Source organism: Candidatus Chloroploca asiatica (assembly GCF_002532075.1).
Classification (GTDB): Bacteria; Chloroflexota; Chloroflexia; order Chloroflexales; family Chloroflexaceae; genus Chloroploca; species Chloroploca asiatica.
In genome coordinates this window covers 170,684-186,938 of record NZ_LYXE01000063.1, presented here as the reverse complement: position 1 = coordinate 186,938, position 16,255 = coordinate 170,684, and the positions used below count along the sequence as shown (strand labels likewise).

General features: G+C 58.0%; 13 protein-coding genes. 5 read left to right on the top strand and 8 right to left on the bottom strand.

The features are described from left to right. Window positions 1-112: 112 nt before the first annotated feature. From puhE to A9Q02_RS06555, 5 genes are all read right to left on the bottom strand, one after another. Window positions 113-886 (bottom strand): putative photosynthetic complex assembly protein PuhE, encoded by a 774-nt coding sequence (gene puhE / locus A9Q02_RS06575; RefSeq protein WP_097651540.1) that lies wholly within the window; start codon window positions 884-886, stop codon window positions 113-115. Window positions 887-1,192: 306 nt separating this feature from the next. After that, window positions 1,193-2,458, bottom strand: coding sequence for an ABC transporter permease (locus A9Q02_RS06570; protein ID WP_097651539.1), 1,266 nt, complete (start codon window positions 2,456-2,458; stop codon window positions 1,193-1,195). Between the two features lie 5 nt (window positions 2,459-2,463). Beyond that, window positions 2,464-3,717 (bottom strand): ABC transporter permease, encoded by a 1,254-nt coding sequence (locus tag A9Q02_RS06565; protein WP_097651538.1) that lies wholly within the window; start codon window positions 3,715-3,717, stop codon window positions 2,464-2,466. Beyond that, window positions 3,714-4,472: an ABC transporter ATP-binding protein gene (locus tag A9Q02_RS06560; RefSeq protein ID WP_097651537.1), complete on the bottom strand. Its 759-nt coding sequence runs from the start codon at window positions 4,470-4,472 to the stop codon at window positions 3,714-3,716. Before A9Q02_RS06560 ends, A9Q02_RS06565 begins: the two co-directional genes overlap by 4 nt. 121 nt (window positions 4,473-4,593) lie before the next feature. Beyond that, window positions 4,594-6,399 carry an HlyD family efflux transporter periplasmic adaptor subunit gene (locus A9Q02_RS06555; RefSeq protein ID WP_097651536.1) on the bottom strand — a complete coding sequence of 602 codons (1,806 nt, stop codon included), beginning with the start codon at window positions 6,397-6,399 and terminating at the stop codon, window positions 4,594-4,596. A gap of 221 nt (window positions 6,400-6,620) precedes the next feature. Between A9Q02_RS06555 and A9Q02_RS06550 the strand changes: the two genes are divergently transcribed. The 3 genes from A9Q02_RS06550 to serA all read left to right on the top strand — a co-directional run bounded on the left by A9Q02_RS06550 (window position 6,621) and on the right by serA (window position 10,325). Then, window positions 6,621-7,952 carry an Hsp70 family protein gene (locus A9Q02_RS06550; RefSeq protein WP_097651535.1) on the top strand — a complete coding sequence of 444 codons (1,332 nt, stop codon included), beginning with the start codon at window positions 6,621-6,623 and terminating at the stop codon, window positions 7,950-7,952. Between the two features lie 41 nt (window positions 7,953-7,993). Then, the gene (locus A9Q02_RS06545; RefSeq protein WP_245860425.1) at window positions 7,994-8,611 is read left to right on the top strand and encodes a D-sedoheptulose-7-phosphate isomerase; all 618 of its coding nucleotides are present in this window, start codon (window positions 7,994-7,996) and stop codon (window positions 8,609-8,611) included. Between the two features lie 136 nt (window positions 8,612-8,747). Beyond that, the gene (serA, locus tag A9Q02_RS06540) at window positions 8,748-10,325 is read left to right on the top strand and encodes a phosphoglycerate dehydrogenase (RefSeq protein WP_097651534.1); all 1,578 of its coding nucleotides are present in this window, start codon (window positions 8,748-8,750) and stop codon (window positions 10,323-10,325) included. 64 nt (window positions 10,326-10,389) lie between these two features. On the opposite strand, the gene A9Q02_RS06535 is transcribed toward serA, so the two are convergent. From A9Q02_RS06535 to A9Q02_RS06525, 3 genes are all read right to left on the bottom strand, one after another. Further along, window positions 10,390-11,196: a LamG domain-containing protein gene (locus A9Q02_RS06535; protein WP_097651533.1), complete on the bottom strand. Its 807-nt coding sequence runs from the start codon at window positions 11,194-11,196 to the stop codon at window positions 10,390-10,392. Window positions 11,197-11,239: 43 nt separating this feature from the next. Next, the gene (locus A9Q02_RS06530) at window positions 11,240-12,667 is read right to left on the bottom strand and encodes a hypothetical protein (RefSeq protein ID WP_097651532.1); all 1,428 of its coding nucleotides are present in this window, start codon (window positions 12,665-12,667) and stop codon (window positions 11,240-11,242) included. A 107-nt stretch (window positions 12,668-12,774) separates the two neighbouring features. After that, entirely contained in the window at window positions 12,775-13,812 is a 1,038-nt protein-coding gene (locus A9Q02_RS06525; protein WP_245860424.1) for an inositol monophosphatase, read from the bottom strand. Window positions 13,813-14,349: 537 nt separating this feature from the next. Here A9Q02_RS06525 and A9Q02_RS06520 point away from each other — a divergent pair. Together A9Q02_RS06520 and A9Q02_RS06515 are read left to right on the top strand one after the other, a co-directional pair. Continuing rightward, on the top strand, window positions 14,350-14,862 hold the full coding sequence (locus A9Q02_RS06520; RefSeq protein ID WP_172450731.1) for a nuclease A inhibitor family protein: 513 nt from the start codon (window positions 14,350-14,352) through the stop codon (window positions 14,860-14,862). 287 nt (window positions 14,863-15,149) lie between these two features. Beyond that, window positions 15,150-16,217, top strand: a complete 1,068-nt coding sequence (locus tag A9Q02_RS06515) for a deoxyguanosinetriphosphate triphosphohydrolase (RefSeq protein WP_097651530.1) — start codon at window positions 15,150-15,152, stop codon at window positions 16,215-16,217. The last annotated feature ends 38 nt before the right edge of the window (window positions 16,218-16,255 follow it).

The window sequence follows — 16,255 nt, the reverse complement described above, 5'->3', positions numbered from 1 at the left end:
CTTTCATCATACTCCAATGCGCCTGTCTGCGCAAAAAGTGAAAGCCAGGCCAGCATAGCAAGCCCGGTTACAGCCTCTTCTTGTATGTTGTGAGCCCATCTGGTCGCACCAGTTAATCAACGCTGGAAGCAACGGCCACTGTGCGTCGTGCGGGCAAGGCGAGCATCCAGTGCTCGATCGCTCCGAGGGTCACCAGTGAGGCGAGCAAGGCGAGTCGTACGCCTGATGGATCGAGGCGGTGGGCCCATGTTGCGAGCCACAGCATGATGGCAAGCATGGTTGCAATCGAGACCGAGGGAATGAAGAATCCGCTTGGCATCCGCGGTGCCCAGTAACTCCCCAGGTAACGCAGATGTGGCGGAAAGAGTTCGACATTCAACCGTGGTACCCCAAGCAAGACATTGAGTTTGGCGCTATGTTGCATTGCCCAGCTTAAAGCAAAGACCAGAAGCCCAAGGGTATTTGTTCCACCACCTAGCAGCCACAGCATCAACACAACTTCGGCAAGGACGGCCAGTTCGTGATAAAGATGGGTGCCAAGTGCATAGCCAAAGCGTTTGATGCCTCGTGCCTCGGGTGGGCAGGGCTTGCGCCATGGCCCAGTTAAGACCCCGCTATAAAAAGCTAGTTCGTGCCATGCCCAGATAAACGTCCCCGCCACAAAGGCGCGGTAGGCTCCGGCAATGCTTGCATCGTGTGCCACGACCCAGAGTTCGTGGTGGGCCATTGCCAGCAAGGGCAGCACCGCAACGAGCGCAACCCTGCCCGGCCATGGGCTGCGTCGGTTCAAACTGCCCACGATCACCGTCAAGCCAACCCAGAGCAGCATCGCCGCGAGCAGTGGGTAGAGCAAAACATCGGGCCAAGCGGGCAATGGGCTGAGCATGGTGCCTACTTTGTCAGCTTATCTGAGAGTGGATAAACTGATGACAATTTCTTTGGGTGACATGGATGTCACATTCTCATATATGCGATGGTAGCATACATGCTCTTGCCGAGTCAACTCTGGAGGGGCCTTGGAAGAGGGCGATGGCATCATACGAAATCGGATACAACGGGGCACCCGCAAGGGGTGCCCGTACCGGGGCGGGGCCGCATCCGGTGTAGGGGCACCCCTTGCGGGTGCCCGTGCGGGTGCATACACGGAAGATGCCATCGCCCTAGGCCTTGGAAGAGGGCGATGGCATCTTCTTCACTCATTGCGCAGGGCACGGATTGGGTCAAGCCGCGCCGCACGGATCGCTGGGAAAAGTCCGAAAAAGATCCCGATGCTCGCCGAGATGGAAGTCGCCAGGATGATCGAGAAGAGCGAGACACTGGCACGGATATTGGGGTCTTGCGAAATCGCGTAGAGTACAAAGGTTCCCCCGAACGAGAGCAGATACCCCAGGCCGATCCCGATTGCGCCACCGGCGAGGCAGAGTACCAGGGCTTCGATCAAGAATTGGAGCAGGATATCACGTCGTTTGGCCCCGACTGCCTTGCGCAGGCCGATTTCGCGGGTGCGCTGGGCGACACTGACGAGCATAATATTCATGATGCCAATGCCTCCAACAAGCAGCGAGATCCCCCCGATGGTGCCCAGAAAAGCACTGAAGCCCACGGTGATCGCTTGAAACTGCGCCGAGAGTTGCGCGGGATTGGTGATTCGAAAATCGTTGGCCTGGTAGGTCAGCCGATGCTCTTCGCGCAACACTTCGGTCACCTGCCGGATCGCTTCATCAATCAGATCGACATCACGTGCGCGTACCGTCAGGCTCGAGACATCAACCCGTGTTGTGACGTCGTTGCGGAAGAGCCGGTCACGGGCGGTGCGATATGGCAGATAGACCTGCTCACCTGGGTCACTGAACCGTCCGAACGCGCCAGAGATCTGGCTCTGTTGCGCGACCGAGACCCCGATGACCTCGAATTGTACCCCGTTGACGGTGATGCGTTGGCCGACCGACCCTTCAATGCCTCCAAAGAGCGTGGTGGCGACATTTTGCCCGATGACGGCAACTCGTGCGCTAGCGAGATCTTCCTCGTCGGTAAAGTAACGCCCATCACCAAGTTCTTGGGCACCGATGGTAAAGAATCCGGGTGTCACCCCTTTGACCCCAAAGAGGAAGCGTTCACCTCCCGCACTCACAACCCCGTTCCGGTTCAGTTCGATTACCACCAGATCGATCGCTGGTGCTCGTCCCGGCTCCATCAGCGCCGCAGCGTTGGCCGCGGTCAACTGTGGCCTCAGCGTCTCGTCGTCGGCGTCGCGGTCGACTGATGGATTGACATAAAATGTGCCAACCCCAAGCGAATTGAACTCGGCATCAATGTAGCGAGCGTAGCCTTCGCCAATCGCGAGCATGCCGACTACTGCTCCGACACCGATAATGATGCCAAGCATCGTCAACAACGAACGTAGTTTGTGGGTAAGCATTGCGCCCCAGGCAATGCGAAAGGATTCTAAAAGCGCCATAGTCTCTATTCGGTACGAAGGGCTTCAATCGGGTTCAGACGGGAGGCCTGGAGAGCCGGAAAGAAGCCAAAGATAATGCCGATGATGGCTGCAATGCTGCTTGCCAGCATGATATTGCTCATATTGACCGTAGCTTCAGCGCCTTCGGCATTGAACAGACTAACCAGGACAAAGGTTCCGATGAACGAGAGCCCATAGCCTAAGACTGTGCCTATTGCTGCTCCGATCAGACAAAGCACCAACGCCTCGATCAAAAATTGCCAAAGAATATCACGCTGTTTCGCTCCAACAGCACGACGAAGCCCAATCTCACGCGTGCGTTCAGTCACACTGACGAGCATGATATTCATAATCCCAATACCCCCAACGACGAGCGAAATACCGGCCACGAGCCCGAGAAAAGAGTTGAAGGCTCCGATCACGCTATTGAGTTGGGCGGCGATCTGTTCGGGGTTGATGATCGAAAAATCATTATCTTGATAGGTCAGACGGTGCTGCTCGCGCAGAATCGCGGTCACCTGACGAATCGCCTCATCAACCTCATTCACACTCCGGGCTTTGATCGTGATAATTGAAACGTCAATACGATCATTGACCTGATTCCGATAGAGTCGGGCGACCCCAGTATGATAGGGAATGAAGATCGCTTCGGCAGGATCGGCCCCGATACTGAAGGTGCCTTCAGGGGTCGTCAAAACACCGATCACATCGAAGCCGACGCCATTGAGATCGAGCCGCTGACCAACCGCACTATTGATATCACCAAACATGCGTTCAGCCACAATGCTGCCAAGCACGGCGACCCGTGCGCGATCCTGGTTCTCGTCGCTCGTGAAGAGACGGCCCGGCCCGAGATCCTGAGGGGTCACTTCGAACCACTCGGGGTTGACCGCTCGCACGCTGTAGGTGCGCCGCTGACCGCCGGCACTTACCTGGGCGTTACCACTGAACTCGATCGCAACCTGGCTGACTGCCGGGGCGCGGCCTGGTTGCATGATGGCCCGTGCATCACTCGCCGTCAAGCGTGCCGAGGTGAGCACATCAATCCGGTTGCTATCAATAAAGGGGGCTACATAGAAGTTACCCGCCCCAAGTTGCGCAAACTGACTATTCAGAAAGCCCTGAAACCCGTTGCCCATCGCCAACATGCCAATGACAGCCCCAACGCCAATAATGATGCCGAGCATCGTCAACAAGGCCCGGAGTTTGTTGCTGAGCAGAGCCTGCAGGGCGATGCGAAAGGATTCGATCAGATTCACGATGCGACCTCATCCATTGCTTCGGCCTCGGTTCCAATCGCAGCGACCGGGGTCCCTGCGAGAATGCGACCTTGTACGGGTTCGTCGCCGGCAATAACCCCGTCGCGCACGCTAATAATGCGTGCGGCGTGTTGGGCAACATCGTGTTCATGGGTGACGAGGATCACCGTAATGCCCTGATCGCGGTTGAGTTTTTGAAAAATGCCCATAATCTCTTCGCCGGTGCGGGTGTCGAGGGCCCCTGTGGGTTCGTCGGCCATGATAATGCGCGGTTCGTTGACGAGGGCACGGGCAATTGCCACACGTTGCTGTTGCCCACCCGAGAGCTCGTTGGGTTTGTGGTGCATGCGTTCGTCCATGCCGACGGCTGCCAGGGCCGCCATGGCGCGTTCGTGGCGACTGCCCCCTTTGCCGCCATAGAGCATCGGCAGTTCAACGTTGCGCAGCGCGGTTGTGCGTTGTAGCAGCATATACTGCTGAAAGACAAAGCCGATCTTCTGGTTGCGGATCTCGGCTAACTGGTTGTCGTTGAGATCTGCCACGCTGACCCCGTCGAGGTAGTATTCGCCATCGCTCGGCTGGTCAAGGCAGCCAATGATATTCATCAGGGTACTTTTGCCACTGCCCGATGGCCCCATAATGGCGACCATCTCACCCTCACGAATGGTCAGTGAAACCCCACGCAGGGCGTGAACCTCGACATCACCCATACGGTACACTTTGGTGAGGTTCTTGACGACAATCAAATCAGTCATGGCATCGCTTCCTGTTGACTCTTGTTGCCAGCAAGCACAAGAGTCAGGATAATTCGTAGGTTGTGAACGAAGTTTGTTGACCTCCTGAGCACGCGAGCGGCCCGCCCGCGCGCTCAGCGACTTAATTCGGCGGGCCAGCTGGATTGAAGGTGCTCACCACATCCTGTACCAGGACGCGCTCTCCCGGGGTAATCCCCTCAACGATTTCAACAAACTCACTGCTGCTTAGGCCAATGGTCACCGGTCGGCGATCACCAGGTAGCGCTGCAGGTTGCCCCGGTATCGCTGGTTGCGGCACAAGCGCAGGATTGGGCACCAGGACAAAGCTCTGCCCGCCCTCGGCACGCACCGCACGTCGTGGCACAAGGACAACATCCTCTTTTTCCTCGGTAATGATCGCGACGACCGCCGTCATCCCAGACCGTACGCCCGGGCTCTCCTCGTCAAAGGTGACCGTGACTTCGTAGGTCGTGGTTCCCGTTTCGCTACGTGTGGCGAGCGGGGCAATCGCCGTTACAACGCCGCCGAGCCGTGCACCAGGTAGGGCATCGAGTTCAATCGTTGCCCGCTGCTCAAGCTGCACTTCGGCGATATCGAGTTCATCGACGGGCAAATCGACGTGAAAGCTGCTCAGATCGGCTAGGGCAATCACGGCTGATGCGTCGGCAGGTTCACCTACGCGCATATCAACGCGGGCAACCGTCGCCGCAAAGGGGGCCACCAGGGTGCCTTGACCCAGGTCACGCTGGGCACTCTTGAGGGCCACTTCGGCGCGGATCAATCCGGCTTCGCGAGCGGTGAGGGCGGCGCTGCTCGGCTCGGCAAGCAGACGATCGAGTGACGCCTGCGCAATTTCGATACCCGATTGTTGGGTCGCGAGCTCACTCTGGCGTTGCGCCCCGGTCAATTGATCAAGGCGAGCGCGGGCACGTTGCACGGCGGCGCGAGCCTCGGCGATGGTCTCGGTTTCAGTGCCACGGAGCAGGCGATCACGCGCTGCGATGGCACTGTTCAACTCGGCTTCGCGGGCGGCAAGGCTGTTAATCTCTTCTTGTTGCGCCTGTTCGTAGGCCGTCTGGGCATTGCGCAAGGCTGTTTCGGCATCAGTCACATTGCGTGCCGCTTGCTCTTCGCGATCGCGCCGCTCTTGGGGGAGATCCGTTGGCAAGCGTTCAAGTTCACGGTTTTCCCAGTAGATCCGGCTATACTCATCCTGGACGTTGCGCAAGGCGTTGGCGCGTGTTTCCAGATCGTTGCGGGCGCGTTCTTTTGCTGCACTCAGATTTGTGCGTGCGTTGGCGAGATTCGTCTGGGCACTCTGCACCCGTTCGTTGGCGCTTGCCAGTTCGTCGGTCGCGGGGCCTGCTTCCAGCCGGGCCAGCCGGGCCTGAGCACTCTCAAGCTCGGCACGGGCTGCGCTCACGTCAGCTGCACTGACACTTCCTGCCGCTTGGGCATACTGGCGCCGTGCCTGCTCGACGCGTGCGTTTGCCTCGGCAAGTTCTTCTTCCGTCGAACCCGCCAGCAGGGCTTCAAGATCCGCCTGGGCCTGCGTAAGATCCGCCTGGGCCTGCTGTACGCGCAACTCAAGCGTAGTCGTGTCAATGCGGGCAAGGGGCTGACCGGCTTCAATAACGTCACCAGGTTGCACCATGATTTCGGTGACGGTGCCACTGGTTTCAAACCGTACCTGCGCCTCGGCCTGTGGCTCGACATTTCCTGTGGCGCGTACCGACGATGTGATGCTTCCGCTGGTAACTTCGACTTCCTGCCAACCCGCAGGCAAGGTGCCGGGTGTGGCCCCTTGATTCAGGAAGGTCATGACCACGCCAGTTAGCGCAGCAATGCCCAACACGATGACGACGAGTCCAATGATCCAGCGCCGTCCATTGCGGTTGCGTTTCTGAGGTGTGGCTGTTGCAGCCATCGTTGATAACTCCTTGCGTTGTAGGGCCTTGCCCTACCCACCCACATGAATCTTGTCGCGGTTGCTATGTGCAAACTTTTCTCATTATGCCTGATCTGACGTTCGTTTGCATCAGTCTGTTGCAGGATATGCACTCGTACTTCAGTCGATCGTCGCATTGACACCCTCTTTCCTGTCAGGTATCCTTCGTCTGGTACCCCTCGCATGATGAGGAGAATGCAATGCGTATCGGGCTGGATTTTGGGACAACAAATTCGAGCGCAGCCATCTATGATGGCAGTCAGGTTCGGCTCTTGCCACTTGATCCGGTGAATGCCAATCCAGGCATTCTGCGCTCAACGCTCTTTATGACTCGCGAAGGGGCTGCCTATCTTGGTCGTGAGGCGATCAATCGGTTTACCGAGGGCAATGTTGGGCGCGAAGTTGAGTATGAATGGAAGTATATTGGCGATGCCGAGGTAACCTTCGCTGATTTTGGGACGATTCAACAGGCCCTGTATGTGAAAGTTGATGCGAATGCACCGGGGCGGCTCTTTCAATCGCTCAAGACAGGGCTGCGCGACCGCAGTTTTTCGCGTACCAATGTGTTTGGTACCTTGTATACGCTCGAGGAATTGATCGCGATTGCCCTACGGATGATCCTTGAACGGGCCGAGGCTGCGCTGGGTACCCAGGTGACCAGCATGGTGATTGGGCGTCCGGTCTTCTATAGCCTCGATCCGGCTAGCAATGAACTTGCGTTTCAACGTATGCAGGCTGCCTGCAAGCTCGCCGGTTTGCCCGAGGTGACCTTTCTCGAAGAACCGACGGCTGCGGCCCTGGCGTATGCCCGTACTGTCCGACGCGCCGAGCATGTGCTTGTCTTTGACTTTGGCGGCGGTACGCTTGATGTCACGGTGATGCGCCTCGATGGTTCCGGTAGTCGGCAGATTCTGGCGATCGATGGGGTGCCCGTGGGCGGCGATCTGCTTGATCAGCGCCTGGTGATGGGTCGCCTCTTGCCCCATTTTGGCGAAGGTGCCACCCTCGGTTCTCGTCGCTTGCCCTTCCCGACCCATGTGCTCGATCATCTCTGCGAGTGGCAGCAGATCATCGATCTCACTCAACCCCACTATCTTGAGATTATTGATGAGGCCATTGCAATTGGCGACCGCCCACGCGAATTGCGTGCGCTCCGCTCGCTTGTGCGCCAGAATTATGGTTTGCCCCTCTACGAGGCCGTCGAAGCTGCCAAGGTGCGGCTCAGTGAGGCCCGCGAGACGGTGCTCGGTATGCACATGGGCGAGATTGCCTTTGATGAAGTGATTCCACGCTGGGATTTTGACCGCCTGATTGGCCCTGATGTGCGGGCTGTTGAGCAGTGCATTGATCGGGCGCTTGCCGCTGCCGATCTCTTGCCCGACGATATTGATGTCGTCTTGCGTACCGGCGGCTCGTCACGCGTGCCGCGCTTTGTCAAAATGCTTGCCAACAAATTCGGGGCCGACCGTCTCCAGGAGATGGATGTTTTTACGGGCGTAGCTTCGGGGTTGGCGCTTGCTGCGGCCGACTGAAGTTGGCACTACTATCGTGGCTGGCTTGAACGTATGCTACAATGCCAAAGATTTTGCCGCCGTATAGTATGGTTACTCTTGTGATGCATAGCTCTTTTACTGATCAATGCGATGAACTCGTTGCCGTGCTCCAGCGTTTTGCGGCGCAGTCAGCGGCGGTCGATGCGTTCGTTGAGCGCATTGCCGAGGCGGTGTTGGCCGGGCAGACGCTCTTTACGTGTGGCAATGGTGGCAGTGCCGCTGATGCGATCCATCTTGCCGAGGAACTGGTCGGGCGCTATCGGAGCGATCGCCGCCCGCTCGCTGGGATTTGCCTCAATACCGATGTTGGGGCGCTGACCTGCATCGCCAATGATTTTGGTTACGAACAGGTCTTTGCCCGTCAGATCCAGGCGCTTGGCCGGCCCGGCGATCTGCTGGTTATCTTCAGTACCTCTGGTGGTTCGCCCAATCTTCTGGCCGCGCTACATGCGGCCCGTGAGGCGGGTCTCATCACGTTTGCCCTGCTTGGCAAAGATGGCGGTTTGGCACTGAACCTCGCCGATCATAGCCTCGTGGTGCCGAGCGACAACAGCGCCCGCATCCAGGAAGTCCACGGTCTGCTCCTTCACGCGATCTGCGAAGAGCTTGAACAGCGCTTGCATCGTGCGCAGGGCTAACCTTGGCATGCCCGCGCACGCGGGCATCCAGCGGTATTACTCTGCTTGAAACTCGCTCTGGTATGATAAAGTGTGGGCTGATTTGCGCATCGGCCTCTTTCGTGTTGGCTGATGTCTATAGCTGGAGAATGTTTTCATGGATCGGATTCTTGTCACAGAGAAGATTGCGGCTGAGGGCCTCGACGTTCTCAGGCGGGCGGGCGCGGTTGATGTTAAGCTCGATCTTGATAAGGCAGCGCTGCTTGCGCAGGTTGCCGAGTATGATGCCCTGGTCGTGCGTTCGGCCACCAAAGTGACCGCCGAGGTCATTGCGGCAGGCAAGCAGTTGAAGGTGATCGGGCGCGCTGGAACCGGTGTCGATAACATTGATGTTGAGGCGGCTACCCGCAATGGCATTATTGTCGTCAATGCGCCTGCCTCCAATAATGTTGCCGTGGCCGAGCTTGCGATAGGCTTGCTCATCAGCCTTGCCCGCTCGATTCCTCAGGCCCACGCTTCTCTCCAGAGTGGCAAGTGGGAGCGGACGAAGTTCGTCGGTTGGGAAGTTCGGGGCAAGACGCTTGGCCTCGTTGGCCTCGGGCGGATCGGTTCCGAAGTCGCCATCCGTGCCCGTGCCCTCGAGATGACGATTCTTGCCTATGATCCGGTGGTCTCGCTTGACCGCGCTGAGCAGATCGGGGTCGAGTTGGTTTCGATGGACGATCTGCTCGCCCGGAGTGATGTTGTTTCGTTGCATATTCCTCTTGTTGAGGGAACCCGCAATCTCTTTGATGCCAGCCGTATTGCGCGCATGAAGCGTGGGGCGTGTTTGATCAATGCTAGCCGTGGTGGCATTGTTGATGAGGCAGCTTTGATGGAAGCGCTTGATAGCGGCCAGTTGACCGCTGCTGCGCTTGATGTGTTTAGTCAAGAGCCGCCCGCGCCTGATGCGCTGGTGACCCATCACCCCAAGATCATTACGGTGCCCCATATTGGTGCGTCAACCGCCGAAGCCCAGATCTCTGCCGGAAGCGAGGTCGCCGAGGGTGTTGCGGCTGCGCTTGGCGGCGAAACGCCACGTTATGCCGTCAATGCACCGTTTGTGGCCCCTGAATCGTGGGGTGTCTTGCAGCCCTATATGACCCTTGGTCGTCAACTCGGGCGCCTGATCTCCCAGATGATTGTTGATCCGGTGCGTAGCTATGACCTCGAATTTCGCGGTGAACTGGCCGAAGTAGATACCCACCCGGTGCGCCTCGCGGTGCTGCAAGGTCTGCTTGAAGCCAATAGCCCCATGCGCATTACGCCTGTCAATGCGCCGCTCATCGCCCGCGAGCGCGGTGTGCGTCTCACCGAGCGTACTGATCCTGATGCGCAGAGCTATACTGGCCTGCTGGTTGTCAATGTCCAGACGGCAGAGAATCTCCATTGTTTCAGTGGCAGTGTCTTGCGCGGCGAGTCACATATCATTCAGGCTGATGGCTATTTTGTTGACTTTGTGCCCAACGGTCCGCTGCTCTTTACCTATCACCGTGACCGCCCCGGTATGATCGGCCGTGTCGGTACGTTGCTCGGTACCAGTGACGTCAATATCTCGGGTATGTATGTCGGTCGCCTTGCGCCCCGCGAGCAGGCGATGATGGTCTTGACCCTCGATGAGCCAGCCTCAGCCGAGGTGCTGGCGAAGATCGAAGAGGAAGAAGATATTCAGCGGGCCATTGGCGTGGTGTTGTAAGGTTGCGCATGGTTCCTTCGCCGCAAGGCCAGTTATGCTGGTTTTCTAGCGAAGGAACCTACACTTACTCCGGCAAGCTCCAGATCGCAAAGCGATCCAACCAGACTTCGACCTTGTCAACGTCGCTGTATGAGTTGGTCGAGACGCCAACTTTGCCGCCAGGGTAGGTGTTATCGTTGACCCTGGCAAGCATGACGTTGTTCAGTTCAATTTGGATGCGGGTGCCTTCACGGATGATGCGTAGCTGGTTGAGTTCCCCAGGTGCGCTGATCACCGATGACGGATCGCCTTCGGCCAGGATCCCTGGCTCAGCATTGCTCTGAATGATGAAGAGCCTGTAGTAATCCTCAAAGAGCTCGTATTTGTAAAACCCCAACTCACCCTGATGCCCAAAAACGAGGCTGCAGCTCCCCTTGCGATCACCTTCGTGAATGCGGCAGTCGAGTTCAGCAATGAAATTATTGAGCTCGCGTACCTCATAGAGTTCGTACGAGGCCCCTGAGGCTGTCCAGGCTATTTTGAAAAAGCCATCCTCGATGGTATTTGTTTCAACCTCATTGAACACCCCGGTAAACCAGGCGTTGCGATTATCGACAAAATCGTCACGAAAGACCTGTTGCGCAACCTCTTGCCGCTGCGCCGCAAGGGTGGTTGCCTCTATCCGGGCTTCTTCAGCCTGGGTGGTTGCCATCAGTTCACGTGCTGTTGGCGTTGGTGTCCCGACGATCGTTGGGGTCATCATAATCATCGTTGGCGTCAGCGTTGCCTCGAAGGTAGGTAGCGCGGTGATGCTTGGCTGATCCGTCGCATGGTTGCTGCATCCAGTGGTTAGCAGACTTATCAGCAGAATGACCATCAAGCGTGGCATCATCTCTTTACCTCACACGAAATTTCGTTGCAGATGTTGCAGGCTATCACACCTCGCGTACCCCGGATGCGTGCGCTCCCGATGATGTGCCGCCAGTTATTCGCATATGCAATCCCGACTCCTGGACAACCTTGTCAACGAGGGTTTGTAGCGCAGCTTCGGCATCGTTATGGCCCAGCACGACCAGGCTTGCCCCCGACGCCGCTGCGGTTGCCCGTGCCCCATAGAGACCGAGGCTGCCCCCGTCGAGGGCAATGACTTCGACGAGCCGGTCGGCCCGCGGATCGCCCAAGCCTGCGGCACGCTGGCCGCCGTGTGAGCGCGCCAGTAATTCGCCGACTAGATGCAGATCTTCGTCGCGCTGAGCTTTGCTTGCCGCCGCCCGTAATAGCGCCGCGATCATGCGTGCGCGTAGATGTTCTTCAACGGCGAGGGCTGCGGCTGCTCGCACCGGATAGGATACCGCAGGATCAATAGATATGCCGGCAGGTACGTCTGCGCGTTCCAGAAACGCGGCCCCACTCAGGCTCACCGGCAACGTGGCACGCACCCGTGCTTCATAGCGGGCTGTTCCAAGGTTGCTCAGATACCCGCGCCAGTAGCTGTTTGCGTCGTTTGGCGCTGTCGCGGTCACCTCAGCGACGAGATGGTAGGCCATCGCCGTTGCCACCTGCAATTGATGCTGGGGTTCTATCGGCGGTCCATCTCCGATCGCCACCGCCCACAGTGCGGTGCCCGGCGGGAGATGCAATTCGCCCCAGAGCCAGGCTGGTTGTTGATGCACGAGCAGCAGTGACCCAGCGTGGCTACAGACACTGACGAGTGGCCCAAGCACGCCCGGATTCGTGCCACTGCTCCGATGCAGTGCCGTCTGAACCAGCAGACCCAGTTCACGCGGGGCCAGCTGTACCTGAAACGCCGCGACAAGTGCCTGCGCTATGGCCGCCCCAAGGCCCATTGTTGCGCCAGGGCCGCTGTTCGGCTGCACCAGCACCCTCACCCCGCCTGGAAAACGCACAAACTCTTCACGCATCAGGGCGAGCCAGATCCCACCGACGATCTGCACCATCGCCGGGAATTCGCTCAGCACCTTTCTCCCCTCGCCATAGCTGGATGGTGTACCATCGAGGGTCGCTAATTGATGACACTGCACCCTGTATGACGCAACGTCGGCAAGAGGAGTGCGATTCTTGTCTCTTTGGCGTTGTCCCGAGCGAGGGTGAACCTCCCCAGTTGCGTGTGGGTCAGGCAGGATACGTATCTCGATCACGGGTTCGCTCTGTGGTTGCACAGCCACAAATGTCCCGGTTCCAAGTGGCCAGCCTAGCGCAAGTGTGCCGCCATCAAAAGCCGCGCCGCCAACCAGATCAACCCAACCTGGCCCACGACTCGCGTAGATAGAACCCTCGGTATGCCCAAAAAAATCTCGTTCCGCCCGGACAACCTGCAGAAAACGCTCAAACTCATGTGGCACGTAGGGACTCCTCTGCGGAACGATGCCAACGAAGTTGGCATCGTTCCGCAGAACATGAAGGGCTGAAGGTTATTAAAGCTTGAATTGGGTGTACCGGAGTGCCGACTTCAGTTGGCACTCCCTGATTTCAACCGCCTGCGTAACTCAGCCAGGAGCACAGGCTCGATCTGGCTCCGAATGGCTGCATTCGCATAGCCAATCCAGCCCACGTCAGCATCAAGTGTGAAAGGAGCATCGAATGGGTTGCCATACTCATCCGTGAGGAGCACCCCGGCTTGTTCGGCCAGCAGTGCCGTACAGAGATCATACGGATGACAACAGATTCCCAGGGCTTCGCCGCGGGCTGCCATATATTGGTCAAGCAGCGGGCGTAGGTCAGCGACAAACCGGTCGTGCCCAGCGATCAACTCGTAGAGTTGGCCTCCCGAGCAGATATACTGATCCTCAAAACAGTGGGCCTTGCCCGCCTGGGGTGGGCCGAGTACCGCCCGTACCATCGCTTCATCAATCGCCGCGAGTTCTTCCCGTGCCCCCGGAAAGAAGCGGCTGATCATGGCAAAGCCGTGGGCAATCGTGGTCGCTCGTGATGGACGCAGTGTGATCGGCCACCGTTCACCACTCAGTCGATTGAGTCGTTCCGCGTGCAGCGGCCCGCCAGCCACCGCCCAGAGCGTATCGCAGAGATGCTGCTTGACCAGAGGAATCTCGGTCTGCACCGCCAGCACAATGTCACGCAGGCGGGTTGCCGGGCCATGATTGGGGGCCACGCCGGTCAGTATCCAGGCCGGGCGTTTCTGATACATCAAGCCGCGGGTGCCGTCAATCGGATCAACGAGCACACGGATCACGGCTTTGTCAGGTGGCATCCCCACCGGCAGCGTGATACCATCGGGCGGCAATCCCTCAGCGAACAACACCAGCGGCCAGCGTGGGGCCACATGCTCACCAAAAAAATCCACGAGCAGCGCCTCACTTACCCGGTCGATTGCATAGATCGTATCGCCGGCCTGCCCATCTTCGGCCACGCCAGCCAGTTCTTCGACTGCCGACTGTTCGCAGGCTGTCACCACTGCATCACGAATCTGCTCGTGCAGTACGCGCAGCAACGCTAATAACGCTTCAGGATGATCGATTGGAATCTGCATAGAGATGATCGGGGTTGTCTCAAACAGCAACTACATCGATGACAAGGATACTCTGGTGTCAGCCGCAACAGTGGCGACCCTCGGTCCGGATGTTTGGAAACGCCAGCATACCACAGAAAGAATCTCATCACAAGCGCATAATCAAGCGTATCCTTTGCCGCCTCTCAACGGTCTATTAGGCGTAAGCCTCTCCCCCCGCTGGGTTGAGGAGCCGGATGCCTCCCTCGCAGGTGAGGGTTGGCTCAATGGGTTTCACTTGTCCTATGCAAGGGTGCCTGATGAAGCCTCCCACCGCAGTAGTGTGTGCCACGCCGTGGTTGGCGCAGGCTGGCCCAAACCTGGGTTCCCGCGTGCGTGGGAACGACAGGGCGGGGCGCACCCATGTCATGCCCGCGCACGCGGGCATCCAGCGGATGGTCGCCGGTGTCCAGGCTGTTCCGTGGGTGTACGTGGGGAGAAACCCTTTGACGGGAGGGTTGATGTGGCGGCGAGGGGCTTATGTGGCACGTATTAGTCCTACACCACAGAGAGGTTGTTATGCGTGTTCTTGTATGGATGGTTGTTGTGTTGACCTGTACGCTCGCTTTCGCACATCCACCAGTCGGTGCTCGTCCGAGTTCTGCCCCCAGCCAGGTCTTTCTCCCGTTGATCCGCCGTCCCTATCCGCATCCTGATCTTGCTGCGCTTGCCCAGGCCGCCGAAGGCTTGCTCTATCCCAGTGAAATTGATGCACCCCTCGATCCTTTTGTGCCCCCTGCATACTCCGGTCTGACCCCCTCGCAGGTTTGCCACACCCTTGCCGATGGTGCTCCAATGCGCATGCTTGACGCCGATGCCTTCCTGGCGGCCCCTGCTCGTGCCGAGCCTTGGATGTCGCCAGAGCAACGTGCTCAGGCGGCCCGCTTTGCGACGCTGCGCGAGGTCTTTCGGCAGCGTCTTGCCAATCCGGTTGCCTGTCGCATCGGCGGCTATCAGGCCGATGTCTTTCTGCTGGGGATCTCATCAACAGGCCAGATTGTGGGCCTGCATACCGTTGTGGTCGAAACATGATCCGTCGAATGCGCTCTGGTGATAACGAAAGCGGCCTGTGCTGGGGGACAGCACAGGCCGCTTTGACCATAGAGGATGTGAGAGAGAGGTATCAGATGTGGCGGTTGCTCCGCCTGCACCATCATTCTAGCACTGGAATGATCATTATTGAGAAAAGATTCGTTTGCGTAGTGAGGTAAAATAATAACGGAAGGACTGCACGAAAAACTGCCCTTATCGCAAGGCCTGGTCTGCTGGCACGAGGTGCTAGCGTAACTGGCATCGCGTGCCACCAGAATGGAAGGCGTATGGTCTCTGCACATGTACGTGAGTATCAAGAAGAACTTGAACGCCGGACGCTTTCGCCTCTGGCGGCTTTTAGCGCCGATGCGGTGCGTGAACATCCTGAACCTCCCTGTCCCATCCGTCCGGCGTTTCAACGTGATCGCGATCGTATTTTGCACTCGAAGCCATTTCGCCGTTTGAAGCATAAAACCCAGGTTTTTATTGCGCCCCTTGGCGATCACTATCGTACCCGCCTGACTCATACCCTCGAGGTGACGCAGGTCTCGCGGACGGTGGCGCGGGCCTTGCATCTCAATGAGGATCTGACCGAGGCGATTGGTTTGGGCCACGATCTCGGCCATGCTCCGTTTGGTCACGCCGGTGAGACGGCCCTCACCCGCATCTTCCCTGACCACTTCCGCCATAATGAACAGTCGCGTCGGATCATCGAGGTGCTCGAACGCGATGGCCGTGGTCTCAATCTCACTTATGACGTTCGCGAGGGTATTTATCTCCACTCTAAAGCGCGCCGTGATATCATGATGACAGCCTGGGGTACCGCCCATACCCTGGAGGGGCAGATCATTAAGATCTGTGATAGCGTCGCCTATATCAATCACGATATTGATGATGCTCTTCGTGCTGGTGTTTTGCATAAAGAGGATTTGCCCGCCGATCTGCTCGATCGGCTCGGTCATACTCACGGTGAACGCCTCAATACGATGGTTGGTGACCTGATTACCCATAACTGGTGGGCCACCGGTGAAGGAACGCCCCCCGATCCTCCCTTGATTGCGATGAGCGCTCCTATTCTCGAGGCCACCAACCGACTGCGCGAGTTTATGTATCGCGAGGTCTATTTGAACCGGAAGGCGAAGGCTGATGATGAGAAGGTTCGCTTTGTGATCGAGACGCTCTATGCCTACTTTGTCAAATATCCTGAACAACTTCCCCCTGATTTGCTACGCATTAACCGGGAACGCGATGAACCGATCGAACGGGCCGTCGTGGATTATATCGCGGGCATGACTGATCGCTATGCCCTCGAAATCTTTAAGCGGATCTTTGTGCCGCGTACCTGGGGGGCTTGATGCCATAAGCGGATCTTTGTGCCGCGTACCTGGGGGAT